Raw genomic sequence first — 16,107 nt, 5'->3', positions numbered from 1 at the left:
CAAACACCGACGAGGTGAACCGGAACAGGCATAGCCTTGGGGACCACATTGATCAATCAAGGAAAGAAGTGCGCTTCTTCAACGCCGTTGACCTGACCAATGTGCTGTGTCCGTCGTCAGGGTTTTTGGAACCACTGGCAGCTTAAACTAAGAGAGAGTTCTGCTCATCTGGTTGATTTCATTATGCAGCGCGCTATCTGTGATGCAAGCGCCGCGCTTCGAGGGTCTTTCGTTTAATCTTTTCCCTTTGCTTTAAGATGGCTTTGTCTCGCCCAAAGTAGACGTCCGACGGAGTGACGTTGTGAATATCCCCTAGATTTGTAGACACCTTGCTTGGTAATTTTGGAAGCAAGGAGGACGGTATGTCCTGAAATAGATTTTCAGAAGGGTTTAAGCGCGATGCTGTCGCGCAAGTGGTTGATGGAGGGTATGCGGTCAGCGAGGTTGCGGAGCGGCTGGGGACACCGTTGACTGGCAGGTGATTGCGTTGCAATCGCCGAGAGGGGAAGAGCATCGCCCTGTGTTTTCGGTCCGTGCGATGTGCCGGTGTTTGCGCATTCATCCCAGCGGTTTTTATGCTTGGCTGAAGTACCCTCTCAGCAAAAGGGCGAAGGAAGATACGCGCCAAACTGATTTGATTAAAGATGCATGGAAAGGCCGCGGCAAGATTTATGGGTATCGTAAACTGCATCCCTCTCATGCATGTAAACATGCACTGCCGAGCAATGGATAATGCCGTCGCTGAAAGTTTTTTCAATCGGTTGCAACGCGAGCGTATCAGGCGACGAACATACAAAACCAGAGATGATGCTAGGCGTGACGTGCTCGAATGGACCGAAATGTTCTACAACCCGAAACGCAAACACGCTAGAGTGGGATGCTGTCATCCATCAAGTTCGAAAAACAGCAAAAGTGGAAGCAACAAGGCGTCTAGGAAGCTAGGGGCTATTCAATGCGGGGAATTAACCTATCTGGTTGTGCGCATTCATAGGACGTCAATAGTACAACCGATTTACCAACTTCGTCTTGATCCAGCCGCTTTATACATTGCAGAGAATGATCTGCTATAAGCGACGTCAGGCTATAAAGATCGTCTTTCGGTAGAGTTGTTTGCCCTGCCAATGTTCGGCGAGAAGCTTCGTCGAAGCCAAATGAGTCAACCAAAAACAAATCCGCTGCGTAACAAACCTACAGACAAACGAGCTGTACTGTGTCTTCCCAAAGAGATGCTCTGGTACTAGCTGCAATCGATAAGCAGCATCCAAAATCTCGCGCGCTGACAAGGGCTGGCGAGACTTCTGTAGCACTGCTTGGGCAATCTGAAGATAGGATTTATGGTTTTAGCATTTGGTTGCTATAAGTTTGCTCAGGACTTGGGTTTCGAAAATCGCTTGTACGCACGGTGACATCCTAACGGAGAAAATCCAAGAAAAATGACGAGCAACATGGGTGGCGGGGCTGAGCCACAAGGCCATCCATTTGAACGATAGACACTAAGTGGACGGATCTGGTTGAGCAAACTCGCTCAAGAAAGGAAAAAACCTGTCGTAAAGGAACGGTCAGGTGTCATTCGTCATCTCACTTGTCAAAATCCCATAAGAGTGCAGATTTCGCGGTCACAAAAACGCACACCCCGTAAGTTATTAATTTTAAATGAAAAATCAGACCCCAAACTTTCCTTGGCGCATAAGCTTGCCGATTTGGCTCAAAAGCGTGCAGAAATTGGGGGGTTCAACAAGAAAAAGGCCTGCACAATGCACAGGCCCAATCACACCGAAATTTGAAAGTCGCTAGTTCACTCTTTCGACTTGCTCCATAGCTCGATCATCTTCTGAGCGAGAAAGAGCTCTTCGTAGTCTTCGACCGAAAATGGCGAGAAACCAGGTTGCAGTTCTAGCCTTTCAGTAAAGGCCTCGCAAAACATTGCGGTAGATAAGACACCGATGTTCTTGTCATGAGCGATCAAGAGCACAGCAATCATTAGTTCGGCAGCTAAGCCCCAGCTGTTCCCGCAGGCGAGACTAAACCTTCGATAAAAATCAACCGTGCCAATCTCAGTAAAGTCATGACCAGCGCGTTCGGCGTACGCGTGACACAAACTATTCAGCTCGTTTAGGTCATCCTGCCGATGAACATTGATTTCTGTAAACGAAACCGGTCTTAAGAGATGAGCAAGTTGTGGCTCCTCCTGAATTCGTTCCCCAAGTTTGCCGGTCCCTGACATAACCAGCATGAACGGCCAGTCGGGCTGCTTCAAAAGCGTTTTGAAGCTATCCAGAATCATTGCGCGCGCTTCAGGTTTTCTGTTGGTGAATATGTGCTGACATTCGTCGTAGTGGATGCCAACCACGCCTTGTTTTTGGGCTTGGACCTGCACCTTTTCCCAATAATTACGTTGGTTGAAATTTCTCCTGTCTTCTATTGGATATCTAAGTCCAGTTCTCAAGGTGTGGATACCTAGATCTTTCCAGCTGATTTGCCCGTCCAGCGTGACGGAGACAATTCGGGCAGGTCTGCTATCTGGCATGAGCGTTGTGCCGTCATTTAACTCTGCTAGAATCCTACGGGTTTCCGTTGTTTTACCGATCCGGGTTGGACCGGTGAGCAGAATACCTCGGGCCTCGAAGGGCCGCTCCAGCAACGCCTTAGAATAGTAATCTGTTATCATCCATTCAAAGGCACCACGAAGCCTTAGCGAACGCGGGAACTCGTAGTGTGCAGCGAAGAGACTTTTTTGAAGGTCTACCTGATCGTGTCTGACAAAGCTCATGACAGCTTTCCTTTCGTATCCGGTTTCTTAGGCATCTCCGTCTTTGGCCGGACGCCAGTATCTCGATGAGCTTTTGTTTCTGGGCGAAATCCTTTGCCAACTTTGCGAACGCCTTCAATCGGATCAGGTGAACCTATTGAGCCCGGCTTTGCTGTATTTGGGGTTGGTGCAACAGGGGCGTGTACGCCAGTCATGACGACCTTGGCCTTGGCTTCCGCTTCTGCTCGGGTCATGAAGCTCCGCGGAAGTTTATGCTCGATTGCCGTCTGCCTCATGTGCTCAAAACGCGTTCGTGCGGAACGGATGCGCTGTGACTCGAAGTCGATAGTTTCTCCGGGGGTTTCAGCTCGGACAGATGCAGCAAACTCTAGGAACTCGGGAATAGTAAGTCCCTTCATCGCGGTCCAGGTGAGACGCCCGAGTATTGGTTTTGGGTGGCCTTCAACAAGGATTGTTACTTCGTCCACTAGGTCAGGATCGGAGTAGACGGTTACCTTAGTTTCTATCTTGTCGCGAAGTAGCTGAAGGTCGGTAGATGTGTAGGGTAGATTAAAGGCTTTGACACCATCATCCGTAACAGTTGCTTTGGATTTCCAACCCAAAGCGATGCGTCGGTCCAAAGATGGAATACGGTCAACACATCCATAAGTGTTGTTCACTCTTTCGTAGACCTTGATGGGCCGCGCACCCATCATATTAACGCCGTAGTGGCGCCGATATGGATACTCATCGACAAAAAAACGAGTAATCAACCCATAGATTTCCGCACAATCAAGGACGCCGTTTTTGATGGGATCGTATCCCGGCAAAGCCCCCGCCTTTCGCCCCGTGTAACCGTGGATCAATTGGAAAAGGATACTCTCGATTGATCCAAACAATCGTTCCAAGTGCGGCTTTTCCACAGCGTGGTAAGCACGCATATCGACACTTTGTACGTTGAGCCCAAGAAATGCTGTTTTGGTGTTAGCGTTGCGAACCCCCCTTCCGTTATCTGAACGCAGTTGAAGAAGGCCCGCCATGGGCATCGGATCACGCTCGCATCCATAGAGAATCTTTTCTCGTGTTTTGTCGCGCGTAGCCATTCTTACGGCCGCTAGTGTTGCTTCTGTTGATGCACCGTCGCTTAATGCCCATCCAAGCGGCATCCTTGTCGCAACGTCGAGCACAACAACGAGCCAAAGCCTTGTTTGTATCAAGTTGTCGATTTCGGCGAGCGAGATCTGTTCCTCTTTTGAAAGGGCTTGCCAAAGACCCTTTTCTTTAACGGTCGCCATCAACGATATTTTGCACTCATCAATTTCGACAAATTCGCCGATCATTAGTGCGCGTGTATCAGTTGAACCCCGGCTACGATTGTTTGCGACGTACTTTTCTCCCTTTCGCGCAATGTCCCGAGCTGTCGAATTAATTGCTTTGAACCGGTCATTTATGGGTTTAAAAGTCGCCGCCTTGAGTAGCGCCAGTCCAAGCGCTTCCCGTCTTTGGTTCTCAGTTTCGATGAGTTGTTCGTGTCGGCTTAAAACCTGCGATGTTGGCGGGTCCTTAGCGTCCAGGGCGACTTCATCAATTGCCTGGGAAATCAACTCTTCGACACGCAGCGGGAACCTCGAGGTTCGATTGCCTTTAAGCCAATCCTGATCCGCAAGAGCCATCTCATTCCGACCAGAACTCCGATAGCGCTTAACATACTTTAGAAGGGTTCGCCCTTTCGGAAGCACCGCGATGGCTTTTGCTTTTCCGCCTCGCACTTGATCAATCGCGATCGGAGCCGCCGTGTATATCTTGCTGGCGAAGTTCCGAATGAACTTTCGGTTTTCAGGTTTGTCTAAGTTTACAATCTTTAGTCTAGCCCCAGTCGCCTCCAAGGCGTCAACTGAGACACAGAACGCCTTTCGAAAATCCAGTTCATCTTGCTGTCTCAGGCTTAGCTGATCGCGATGGAACAGACCGCCAGTTCGAATCTTGGCCGTTGCCTCAGAGTTTGGCGAATGGATTAAGGGCAGAGTTACATCAGGCCTTCGAAGAAGTTCGAGTGCTTCCTGGAATGAATATATATTGGTCTCGCCGGTATGAACGTCGATGGCCTCAAAACAGTTGTCTTTCGCTTTTCTAAGGCGAATTGTTTGTGTTGCCGTGACGATTTCTTTCCCGGTGGGAAGGATATAGTTCGGCTTAATCATCTTGCGCCATCCAAACACGAGAATGCTCGCAAATCACCGCATCTCGGTCAGCTTCCAATTCCCCACGAGCTAGAAGACGCAGCACTGATTTGAATGCCTTGGGTTTTGGAAGTGAAGTTTGCCCAAAGAGGTGGGATAGGTGCCAGACTTCACCAACTCTGGCGAACAACTGGCCTACGACCGCGTCTGATTCCGGATCAGGCGCAAAGTGAACAAGATGATGCATCCGACAGAGGTTTTCGCGCCGGGGCCTTGAATAGGCATCACCGTCTACGACTGTGAATTCGTGAGCCTCCTCCACTGGCACTGCCGCATGAATCGCGTCAATTTCAGTCTGAATCTGAGGCTTGCTAAGGCTGCTTTGGTTTCGAACGAAGATGAAGCGCCTTAGCCCCGTAACATAAGTGATCCGCAAATCGATTGTGTGTGACCCAATGCGACCGTCAGGGTGTAGGTACGGGAAAGCGACAGGCTGAAACTCGACGTCGTGAACCATAGGAGAAACCAGCGCCTCCATGGCGACAGCTGCTTCTGCCATGCTCTCTGCCGCTCCGACTTTGCGCTGCCAACCATTGGCTGCAGTTCGATAGGTAAATGCAACTTTGTGAGATACGCTGCTTGTTGTGAGGGGATTGCGAACGCCCGTGTATGGCAGAGTGCCGGGTATATCATTGATGCTTACCGCGCCAGCTGAACGTATTCGGGGAAGTTCATACTGCCAGGTGTCATGGTCAAGGTCGGCAAAATCGTACCTCATGACAGCGCCTCCTCAATATTGGAGAGTGACCAACTAGTAAGATAGGTCGCGGCAAACTCAGTGCCCTCGACCTGTTTTCGTTCAAACAACCTGCTTAACTTATCGGAGCCAAATTCGATCGGCTGGACACCCACAGCCTCTAGCCGTCGCAAAACATGAACAGCTTGTGTCCTAGCCTGAAAAGACATCATTCCTAGAGTCGCGTAGCGCGCCAAAAAATCACTGACATCTCCTAAGCGAATAAGTGCTGTCGGTTTGCGAGATCGGTGATGCCGGATGCGTTCTGAGTTCAAAAGGCCCTCATCTACTACAAACTTGAGGGTGCTCGTGTTGATACGCAAAAACGGTCGAACTTTGTGCTTATAGATCCCGTTTGGCGGTTCTGATTGCAGCAGATCGAGAATTTCATCACGATCGATGAAAAAGTCTGAGAGAGAAGGTGCCGTTTTGGCGAAGCAAAGCGACTTGGCTTTGCCAGCCAGACACAACTTCAAGATTTCAATTAAATTCTGTTTTACACGAATGCTCACTTCCGACAGCGCCAAATACCTTTTTGGTGGCCTTTTGACATAGGCAGCTTGTTTGCGGATTTTTGAAAGAAAGGAACCGATATCATCAGGGTGAAATACCGGTGCTAAACCTTCGATCGTGAAGCGTGGCCGAATGAAACCTCCGGACAAGAACTTGTTAGTGTAAGTCTCGTTTATGCCCAGTTCTCTTGCCATCGTTTTTTGGTTCATGCACTGAGAGAACTCTTCGAACTTTTTACCGTATTTCTTCACATCTATTAGTATCTGCGCATAAGCAGTGTCGGTGCCAAACCCAAGGTCACGAGCCAAAAATCTCGTGCGCAAATGATCGATCTTGTACTTTTTTGCTGCCGATGAAGCCCTCATGAATTTTTGTTCTTCACAGGCGCGGCCCAAGAACTTTTCGCCAACTTCGAAAGGATAGTTTTCGAAAGCAAATTTGCACAAAAGTTCGACTATGGGTTGGTATCGTTCCTTGGTCCAGTCAACCAAAGCAAACCAACGGGAGAAAGCGCCAAAGTCCGAGTGAAAGCCCGGTAGTCGGCTAGATGACGCACTATGAACTTCTTCGAACGTCGCCAAAATCCTTGCGGGCCCATCGTAAACTACCCCAAAACCTGTATGAAAAGCCCACAATCTATCAGATTCAGAGATTTTTGATGAGAAAGCATATTGACCGAAAGCTAATACCACCCCCAGTCGTTCCGAAACTTCAATAATGGTACTCAACGCCAAACTGTCGACCCAGCGACTGCTAGGTTTTCCTTTGAAACGCTCTGAAAGATACTTCTCAAACGCGCATTTTGCTTTGCTATGGCGGGTCGTCGTTGCGCGCTCGACAATTTCCGGCCAATGATCTGCTACGCGTCTTTGAAAGTCGAAGCGGGAATGCGGCTCATCTGTCTCGGGCAGAGAGTAGACGTCGATCTGGTGTCTGTGGCAAATTCTATAAGCCTTGATTTGCCATTCAACTCGCCCAATCGGCGCGCCGCTTTCTGCATCTTCCACTAGACAGCTAGGACAAACTCTCGTCTCGGATTGCACCAGCGTTCTTCTCGTCACCCGTTCACCTGAAAGCAAGTAATCCAGCGAACCAATTGGAACATTCGCCGCCTTTCTAAGCGCTTCAGTCGAGACACCAGATAGCTCGGATAGCCGGGCCAACTCTTCTTTTCGGCCTTGGCGTAATGCTGACAAAGAAAGCCTGACGTCTTTACAAAACTCCAAAGCAGAAATGATACCGTTAGCGACTGCTAGATGAGATACGTACGAGGTGAGAGTTTCACCCGCACGAAGCGGGACGGTGATAGGCAATTGCGGCATCAGCTCATACCTATGAAACGACTGAGAGGCCTCAAAGGCTTCGGCTGATTGAGTAGTGAATTCATGGCAAAGCATCCCTGCTTCCGAACGCGATGGCGTCGGATTTTTGCGTGCAGTCAACAGATCGCTGCCGCGAGTCTGTTGACTTTCAAATTGTGAGGTGGGATGAATAAGGCCAATCACAGCGGGGTCTGGTTGCGAAAGCATCCGGGCCTTTGCTTATTCAGCGATACCTCTGGCTAGTTTTTATTGAACCTAGGTCATGCTGCGTCCTCCTGATCGTTGGAGGGCCGCCTTTGCGTAGAGCGTGCTGCTTCCAGCGTCTCAGCAATCTTGGTCATGATCGGACCACTGGTACGCCTGCGATGGATTACCATACTAACAGTTGACGGATGCCGACCTATGGTCGCGGCGAATGCTGCAATAGACAGACCCGCCTCTGTTTCTAGGCGAAATTTAATCTCAGCCGCGCTCATATTGCATTGCATAAAACGACGTCCAGTTTCCTATACGGGTGGTCATATCTTGATTCATCAAATCCGTTCTGGCAATCCTGCCAGGGGCTCAAAAGGCGTCTTTTCCGAGATTTTCCCAACTTTTTTGCCCTTAAGTATATAATTAAATCAATATGTTACATTAAATTCGCCGTTTCGCTGAAAATTCTGCCGGGGTAGATATGTCATAACCGACGAAACTGAAAAAATGGCCTGGGAATTGAGCGAGGAGACCATCAGATGGACGAGAATTTTGATGAAGTCTTAAAGGCTATTGCGGATGCTGAACGCGGCCCGACGGATGAAGAATTATCGAACGCTCCATATGTAAATCACTATTGCCTCGAAACAATTGGCAAAAGTGTTCAACAAATTTACGGTCAGCTGCAGGGCCATCCAACGATTGATGATCGGTATGTGACAACAACGCCGCTATTCGCTTTTGACCCAGATGCTGGATGGGCACGAACGCGCAGTCGTTGGTACCGGCTTGGGTCGGACTGGCAGCTCCTAAATCCTGAAGAGAGGGGAGAGATGGTTGTGACTGTTCAAAGTCTTCTTAAGGCGACGCGAGGTTGGGTCGCTGCTAAGATACACGATGATCAGACGCTAGCAAAGAATGTGAAGGAACGGGTCACCGAGGTACCAATACAAAAGTCTATTGATGAGCTGTAGCGCCCAAAAACACAACAAACTCGAAATTTGGTCGACATTCGTTGTCGAGGCGAAGACATCTCACATGCCGGACAAGCACACCCATGAGAGAGCGTTTGCGGATATGAGATATCGGCAAAATCGGTTCGATCTGAGCAAGCTTTTGTTCTCACGAAAATGGCAAAGGTAACAAAAACGTTGCCATGTCAGGTGAACGAGAGTTAACATTTAAGGTAATTATTTACATTATTTTGCATAGGGAGATATTTCGATGGCTGAAAACAAACTTGGTTCTGATTGGAAAATCAAACGAGTGTCGGAAACAGAGGTTTCGGTAACGTTGCCAGAAGGAATGCATTTTACAGGTGAATCGCTGAGTATAGATGACATCCTAGAAGCGGCGCAGCGCCACGGAGTGATGGTAAAGGGTGAGATTGAAGGCAAAGCTGGTGACGAAATCACTCTTCGTTGTTGTAGTGGAAATACCGCGATTGCTGCTCAAGCGGCGAGCTGACTGCTCGATGTTAAATTTGAAATTTTCTAAGCACATCGTGGTGACGCGAAAAAGTAATCGCGTCATATTGGTTGGCCTGCTGAAGCGCTGCGTTGTAGAACTTGGCGAAAATGAGTACGATCGGCTTTGTAGTCAGCTTGAGTCAGGCCATGTATCCTCAGAAATTGCCGGTTTGGCTACTGCTCTGAATGAAAACCTAATTTTGGTTGACGATGAGTTTGACGAACAGGCCTATGTGGTACGTCAAAGTCGATTAGCCCGGCTTGCGCCCGATACCTTCGGTATGATCATAGCACCGACTATGTCATGCAATATGGGCTGTCATTATTGTTTTGAGCAAAAACCGGAAGCTGATGGAGGGATGAGTGAGGCTGTTGTGGAGCGGCTTGAAAGCTTCGTGCGCACGCGTATCTCCGAGGCCGGGGTTAAGTCACTTTATCTAAGGTGGTTTGGTGGAGAGCCGCTGGCACAGCCGGATCTAGTTATGAACATGTCTGAGAGATTGCGAGAAATAGCTCGAAGCTTGGATATCGGTTTCTCAGGTGATGTTGTTACTAATGGATATTATTTGACAGAAAAGCTCTCTCAAGATTTGTTTGGAGCAGGTTTGCGTTCCATTCAGGTGACGCTCGACGGAGCACGGCGAAGACATGATAGAATTCGTCGGGACAAGTCCGGTGGAAGTTCATACGATCGGATTGTCGCTGCTATCCTTGGAGCACCTGATGGGCTCAGTTTTTCTATGCGCATTCATGTTGCCCCTTATAACGAAGCAGAGATTCCGGAACTGTTGAAGGATCTTCAACGTCTAGGCCTCGATAAGCGCTTAGGTACGCTTTATTTCGCACCCTTGTTCAACTACCGTCAAAATGATGGGGCACGCCAGTTCCAGAATGGCAACCCGCTCTATCTCTCGTCCAAACAATTTGCAGAGCGTCAAGTGGAGTTCCATCGCTTCGCGCTTTCGTTGGGATTCCGGATGCCTGATCCATTAGATGCTGATTATGGAGTTTGTACCGCGCTGCGTGAAAACACTGTCGTAGTGAATCCAGATGGTAGTTTGACAAAGTGTTATATGGATGCGGGCGATACCAATGAGGTTTTTGGTTCTATTAATGCGCCTGATCTTCAACCTGAAAACCAACAAAAGTGGCGCGACACTCAGTTTCAGGATGATGACAGTTGCCGTGAATGTAAGTTCAATCCAATATGTTTGGGTGGATGCGCTAAGCAAGCTAGCCAGGCCGACGACAAGACAATGGTTTGCACACCTCTCAAGTACAATGCCGAAGAACTTATTCCATTACATTATCAGTAGCTCGTTGATGGAATTGCCAAAGCTGCCGCTGTTGGAACAAGAGCTCAGCTACCAACTCCAGCGCGAATTTTCTTTCTACTTAAGGTAGACGATGGTTGGCTCGAACCTATGGCCAGCGCCACATCGGCTTTGTTTCTGTTTCACTACAGCAATCGTAGGGGCCCGTTGAATGTTAGAAACCTTTCGAAACGCACTGCTAACGCGCGGCCGGATATTTATCTCCTACAGTCGATCCGATCAAGAAGTTGCTAGCCAAATCGCAATGGCTTTGCGAAACGCACGATTCGAAGTTTTTCTGGACAAGGACGACCTACCCGCAGGAGGCGATTTCATTTCACGCATTCGGAACGCGATTATGCGGTCGGATGTTGTTGTGTTTTTGCTTAGCGCGGAAGCGCTCGATGATGGTCGTTACGTTCGTTCGGAGATAGCAGCGACCGAAGGGCGTTGGCCAAGCCCTTTGGGACATGTGTTGCCCGTAATGATACGCCCATTTCCCTTTAGTAAGCTGCCGGAGTATTTGTCGTCGCTGACGATTTTGCAGCCAAGCGGCTCGCAGACCGCCGAAGTCGTCGATGCTATCGAGGCTATGCAGAAATGGGGTAGGCGCAGCCATCGCCTCTTGCTTGCTGGATTGTCTGTCGCAGTGATTGTTGGATTCACATTTTGGCAAGTGGCTGAATCTCTCGATAGGAGAGAATTGTACGCAGCTCACAATCTCGTCTTGCAAGAAGTTCGGTCAAATGCGGACATTGTGGACGACTTACACCAAAATGCTAGCACTTTTTTCGCCGCTGTTGCTGCAGTTTCGGAGTCTGTGAGAAGGCCGCAGATTAAAACTTTGGCCGGTCTTTTTCCGGCAAGCAATATCGACCCAAATGTCGACATGGCAGAGCAGACCAATCTATATGATGAACGCGCTGATTGGCTAGCAGAGTCTGGCCTCTTACAAAATGAACTTGAAATGCGGCGTGCTAAGGCTGCATGTGATTCGATTGCAAGAGTTGTGGCGCGCACCATAACAACTGTGCGTTCTCTGGCCGACTTAGATGGCGAGAGATACGAAGTCAAAACGACGTCTTGGCTCGAGCACCGTGCAATATTGGTGAACGCTGAGGATCGCAATCCAGACGATCTAGCGCAGATCTATGATAGAATGACCAACGTTCGTCGTTCTTATGACCGAGTTGCGGCGGCCTCTATTGACTACCTGGATACGATGCATCGCTTTTGTACCAGCAGCACAATCAATCGTGCCGGATTGAGCGAAGTATTGGCGGCCGAGCGTCTGTCGTTTCATCTGCTGCATACACATATGGAAGAGCTCAAGAACATAAGTGAAGAACTGGTTCCGTCATTGACGGGTCCATAACCGTTTACGTCAATGTCCAGAAAACTCGGTTTTCGCCGGTGCAACAACCGAGTTCTACAAGAAACTGTTTTCCCACTGTGAACGTTTTGTTGCGGGAGTCCCCATAGACAGGATGAAATCAGAGCGGCATCTTTCATCTGTGCCGTGCAATTAGGGCCCAATAAGGCAATTTGATAAGAGAGTGTTAGGGTCGGTCCGCCTTGAACTGAATGCGCGAATTATCTGCTTTGGCTGAAAGCGAAATCCGATTTTGAAATGCTTCTTCGATGTAGGAGTTCATTTTGGAAGTATCATCAGTCCAATCGTAGTACTTTGCATAACCGCTCTTGAAATTATCTACTAATCGCGACGGAGTGAAATCTGCGGCATAGCTATTTTTGCCGTAGTCGGGGTGGTCCGGAAGGCAAATTCCTACGATCCCAGACCGACCTCCAACTTTGTTGGTAATGGCTCCTGAAATCTCCCAATCCACATGTTTCCGCTTGTATGTTTCCTTCCCTACAAGGACAACGCAAACGCTTGCATCGCTGAGGTAATTTCCTTGAATTAGAGCCTTAGTATAGTCATCGCTAGTGTCGGCGGAGATTTCGCCGTCAGCCACTGATTTGTTGATGAACAAATGCGAGAATAGTCTCTCAAATTTATCGCGGTCCCATTGGTCGTTTTTGTGATGGAAGCTGATAAAAGCCTTATGCATGATTTCCCTCGATTACTTGTGCATGAACAATAGAATTATCGGGGGTTAGCGCCTCCCGATCAAGGCCAATAGTTCTGAAAAGAACTCAGCGCCGTCATTGCTTGCTCGGCTTAGCACTTTCTGACGCGTGTGTTGGCGCAGTAGCTATCTGGTCTCAAGGTTCCAAAATCAACCAAGTGGTCCGAGATGAAGCGAAGGAAGTTACGAAGGTGCAGGAGCCACTCCTTGGGGTGCCGCTCAATGGTACAGGCGAAGCACCAACTGGGAATTATTGTTTGAATTAGGATCCTACGTCACACGCTATCATTTCTAGCTTTTTTAACTAGTGTGCCGGCGCAAACCATCAACGATTTCGGATAACGCATGGCGTTTTGGGTTGAATTCTAGAAAGCTAAGAAAGTCGTCTAAATCGTCGATGGTAGTATCCAATTTCCATCTTGCGGCCCCTTCGGATCCAATTTTGTCCATCAAGTGCTCAGCTAATTCAACGTCGTTTGCGCGTAGCGCTGCACCCAGTAATGTCGGTCGAGTCCAGTCATCGTCCTCGCCTAGATCAATAGCGCGTTGACAGGCTGCTACCACCAGATAATCGAGGCGATGTGCCCGATCCAGGTCATCTTCTTTGGCCCTTGCGGTCAGCAGAAGCGGCAAATTGCAGGAACAATAGTAATCGTTAAAGTCCAACATCATGCCAGCATGATAGGCCGCGATCGCTTTGTCCAAAAGCGCGCGTTCGCCCATATTTGCGCGGGTTTCTCCCGTTTCGAATCGGGATTGGCGCATAGTGCGCCAGAGCTTCTTATAACGACCTCCCAGGAGGCCCATGCGTTCTGGAGTTGCACCAGCAACTTCGATTAGCGCTTCTAAATGGGTTGCCGCCTGCGCGTGGTCTCCGCTTTTAGACAATGCTAAAAGACGTTGTTCTTGCAAAAACGGAAGATCGCGCACCTCTGGATCAAGGTCATCAATAAATGCGACCATAGCGGGCCAATCTTCCAAAAGATCTCGAATGTGGACAACCATCTCCACAGCAGCGTGAGGCAGTTGCAACGATGCAGAGCCGCGTAGATCTTCCATTTTTTGACGGATCATTGCCTTTTGTTCGGCCTCAACAGCATTTAGCCGAATGGCACGTAAGTCGGCCTGAAACGCCGCAAGCTGAAGCGCTTCCTTTCGAAACACTGTACGATCCCCACCCGACCAACCAGCGTGTGGATCATCCACATATTCAAACCACGGTGTCTTCGAAGACTTTAGTTTGGCAATGGCCTCACACACTTCGCTGCGAACAAGTTCTGCATATTCGTCGGGAACGTCGCCATCTGGTAAATCGTACCGAACGGTAGTAAACTGATCGATATCAAACAACTGTTTCGACCAACTAGCAGCAAAGAGTATGCACCCAGTATCGCGCGCAGCATGTCGCAAACCGACTTCGTAATAGACATTACCATTGGGTAGGCTGACATCTGCGAGCACGAGATCAGCATATGCCAGACGCTCGACCATGTCTTTAACAATGACTGATCCAACGTCAAAGTCCGCCCGGACCGGTGTATAACCAGCATCTTCGATTGCAGGACGATAGGCCCTGTCCCAAAGAGCATCAAAATCTACGTGACCCGGCGCGCCATCTCGCGCGCCCAGCACTCGCTTAGTCTGGAAGGGCATCGCAATGAAACAGACAGGGCGGAGCTCATTCGACCTATTCATTCCTGATCTTTCTTAACGTTGCTCACTCGATTTGTATCAAAAAAAATCTTTTTCTCTTCCGCAATAATCTCTTCCAACCGTTTCACGTAATGGGCTTGCGCCTTCGTGTCATCACAGAAGTAAGCATCAACTCCATTGATGAACAGCCGATACTCCCGTTTCATCCGTTCCGACGCGAGACGATACTCGGGCCAGGTTTCTGCAAACCGAAACACGCGTTGTGCACCTTGGCCTAGTGCAACTCCCGCGCCGAGAAAGGAGATCAACATTTCAGTCCAATGTGCCGGGCCTCCGGGTTTCAGAATAGGTAAAGCTGCGACCAAGACACCACACGTAATGATGGTCATATCCATCCGTTGTGCGCGCAATTTGAACGTGCTTGCGCGTGCGGAATACCATTGCCTTTGGTTTTCAAACTCCTCGAGCGAAGCGGCAAATACCTTGCGAGCCTTGCGTGCGTCTCCGGTCATGGCATGAACCCTGCAAACTGAGCTGCCATATCGACCTGTTTGCCAAGATGTGCACCTACGCGCTTCATGTCATGAGCCGCAGCCACATTGTCTAGGGCGAGCGATGCCGGATCAATGTCATCAAGCCCCATGCCATTCAACGCGGCGGCAGATGTCTCTAAATCATAACGCGCATACACGAACTGCCGATCAGTCTTGGTGTCGGGATCGGGGATCATAGCTCCAACCTCACGATCCAATGGTTGTCCAGCAGTACAACGGCCAATACTGCGGCAAGTCAAATCATTCGCAATCGCAAAACCGCGCATCAATTCACCTGAGACCGTCGCCGCCGTTTGCAAAAGACTCTCGCCGCCTGCATGAGGTTTTGACAATAGGCGGTAATTGTAACTTGTGCCCACTGAGATGATCATCATGTTGTCTTCCCCTGTAAGCCATCCACAATTGTATTCAGGAGCAGTTGCCATCTGAAACATAATTAGCGAAGGGTTGTTGTATGGCGTTACCCCACCATCTTCGAAGTAGAACTGCTTGTCTGGATCTCTAGGATCCCACTGAAGCCGTTCCGGAGCAAAATAAGTCGGTGCAGCGGAACTTGCTCTCACGACCTGCCATAGAGGAATTTTAAGGTTGCAGTCTGGGCGGTTGACGTCGTTGTAGTAAGCAAGGGGATTAGTACTAATTGGCCAAGGGCTATCTGTCTCAACGTTGCGAGTGACCATCAGTAGGTGTTTGTCGCGCGAGAGCCGTCCGGACATCTGTAGCTCTAGTATGCTGTTGTCCGTAAATTCTTTCTTTAGGCGTGCTGTCAGTTTTTCGTGGGAGTATTTGCTGCGCAGCCTTCCCGCAGCACGTGACAAAATGCCCTTTTTGTCGAAAATATCTTCACCCTCTTCGAGGTAAATTGCTTCTATCTCGTCCACACTCATTCCTAGCGAAAGCCCTGCAGCAATAATTGCTCCAGTGCTCGTTCCTGAAATGTAGTCAAAAAACGCATTCAGGCGTAGCTCTGCGTCTCCACTAAGATCGCGAAGCTGCGTTTCAATTTGACGCAAAGCCCCAAGTGAAACTACGCCTAGAATTCCTCCTCCATCCAAGGCAAGCAATCGTCTTTGACTAGGATTGAACACTGAATATCTCCTTAAATCTAACTTCACCGCCAGTTCTGATCCCAAAGGATCGAGGAAATTGGTTCATTGGTCAAGTTGACGCGATGCTATCGGAAGGACAATCCTCTTGACTAGAAGCTCTTAGCACAGTCAGCGGGTGCAGCTTGAGCTACGAATGTTACTGGAATTGAGTGCTAGCATCATCT

Annotated in this window: 13 protein-coding genes and 1 pseudogene; 6 read left to right on the top strand and 8 right to left on the bottom strand. The window is 49.2% G+C overall.

Annotated features, from left to right (window positions below; translation table 11 throughout):
- The first annotated feature begins 413 nt into the window (after positions 1 to 413).
- Together AC3Y7R_RS09590 and AC3Y7R_RS09585 are read left to right on the top strand one after the other, a co-directional pair.
- Positions 414 to 934, top strand: a pseudogene (locus tag AC3Y7R_RS09590) (IS3 family transposase).
- 577 nt (positions 935 to 1,511) lie between these two features.
- Positions 1,512 to 1,784, top strand: coding sequence for a hypothetical protein (locus AC3Y7R_RS09585; protein ID WP_490041809.1), 273 nt, complete (start codon positions 1,512 to 1,514; stop codon positions 1,782 to 1,784).
- An 11-nt stretch (positions 1,785 to 1,795) separates the two neighbouring features.
- Here the strand turns inward: AC3Y7R_RS09585 and AC3Y7R_RS09580 are convergent, their stop codons facing one another.
- From AC3Y7R_RS09580 to AC3Y7R_RS09565, 4 genes are read right to left on the bottom strand one after another with little or no spacing between them, the layout of a single operon-like run.
- Positions 1,796 to 2,770: an AAA family ATPase gene (locus AC3Y7R_RS09580; RefSeq protein ID WP_490041808.1), complete on the bottom strand. Its 975-nt coding sequence runs from the start codon at positions 2,768 to 2,770 to the stop codon at positions 1,796 to 1,798.
- Positions 2,767 to 4,950, bottom strand: a complete 2,184-nt coding sequence (locus AC3Y7R_RS09575) for an integrase catalytic domain-containing protein (protein ID WP_490041807.1) — start codon at positions 4,948 to 4,950, stop codon at positions 2,767 to 2,769. Before AC3Y7R_RS09575 ends, AC3Y7R_RS09580 begins: the two co-directional genes overlap by 4 nt.
- Complete coding sequence (locus tag AC3Y7R_RS09570) at positions 4,943 to 5,707, bottom strand: hypothetical protein (RefSeq protein WP_490041806.1); 765 nt, start codon at positions 5,705 to 5,707, stop codon at positions 4,943 to 4,945. The genes AC3Y7R_RS09575 and AC3Y7R_RS09570 overlap by 8 nt, the downstream gene beginning before the upstream one ends.
- On the bottom strand, positions 5,704 to 7,767 hold the full coding sequence (locus AC3Y7R_RS09565) for a TniQ family protein (RefSeq protein WP_490041805.1): 2,064 nt from the start codon (positions 7,765 to 7,767) through the stop codon (positions 5,704 to 5,706). Before AC3Y7R_RS09565 ends, AC3Y7R_RS09570 begins: the two co-directional genes overlap by 4 nt.
- Before the next feature lie 527 nt (positions 7,768 to 8,294).
- On the opposite strand from AC3Y7R_RS09565, the gene AC3Y7R_RS09560 reads away from it, so the two are divergent.
- From AC3Y7R_RS09560 to AC3Y7R_RS09545, 4 genes are all read left to right on the top strand, one after another.
- Complete coding sequence (locus tag AC3Y7R_RS09560; RefSeq protein WP_490041804.1) at positions 8,295 to 8,729, top strand: DUF6634 family protein; 435 nt, start codon at positions 8,295 to 8,297, stop codon at positions 8,727 to 8,729.
- A gap of 250 nt (positions 8,730 to 8,979) precedes the next feature.
- Positions 8,980 to 9,222 carry a hypothetical protein gene (locus tag AC3Y7R_RS09555; protein ID WP_490041803.1) on the top strand — a complete coding sequence of 81 codons (243 nt, stop codon included), beginning with the start codon at positions 8,980 to 8,982 and terminating at the stop codon, positions 9,220 to 9,222.
- 7 nt (positions 9,223 to 9,229) lie between these two features.
- Positions 9,230 to 10,540, top strand: a complete 1,311-nt coding sequence (locus tag AC3Y7R_RS09550; RefSeq protein ID WP_490041802.1) for a radical SAM protein — start codon at positions 9,230 to 9,232, stop codon at positions 10,538 to 10,540.
- Between the two features lie 169 nt (positions 10,541 to 10,709).
- Complete coding sequence (locus tag AC3Y7R_RS09545; protein WP_490041801.1) at positions 10,710 to 11,912, top strand: toll/interleukin-1 receptor domain-containing protein; 1,203 nt, start codon at positions 10,710 to 10,712, stop codon at positions 11,910 to 11,912.
- A 184-nt stretch (positions 11,913 to 12,096) separates the two neighbouring features.
- Here the strand turns inward: AC3Y7R_RS09545 and AC3Y7R_RS09540 are convergent, their stop codons facing one another.
- From AC3Y7R_RS09540 to AC3Y7R_RS09525, 4 genes are all read right to left on the bottom strand, one after another.
- A complete protein-coding gene (locus AC3Y7R_RS09540) occupies positions 12,097 to 12,609 on the bottom strand; it encodes a TIR domain-containing protein (RefSeq protein ID WP_490041800.1) in 513 nt (170 codons plus the stop codon).
- A gap of 318 nt (positions 12,610 to 12,927) precedes the next feature.
- On the bottom strand, positions 12,928 to 14,280 hold the full coding sequence (locus AC3Y7R_RS09535; protein WP_490041799.1) for a tetratricopeptide repeat-containing protein: 1,353 nt from the start codon (positions 14,278 to 14,280) through the stop codon (positions 12,928 to 12,930).
- Between the two features lie 38 nt (positions 14,281 to 14,318).
- Positions 14,319 to 14,792: a DUF4231 domain-containing protein gene (locus AC3Y7R_RS09530; protein WP_490041798.1), complete on the bottom strand. Its 474-nt coding sequence runs from the start codon at positions 14,790 to 14,792 to the stop codon at positions 14,319 to 14,321.
- Entirely contained in the window at positions 14,789 to 15,922 is a 1,134-nt protein-coding gene (locus tag AC3Y7R_RS09525) for a patatin-like phospholipase family protein (RefSeq protein ID WP_490041797.1), read from the bottom strand. The genes AC3Y7R_RS09530 and AC3Y7R_RS09525 overlap by 4 nt, the downstream gene beginning before the upstream one ends.
- Between the last annotated feature and the right edge of the window lie 185 nt (positions 15,923 to 16,107).

The organism is Litoreibacter sp. (genome assembly GCF_058136045.1).
This window is presented reverse-complemented; position numbering and strand designations above follow the sequence as displayed.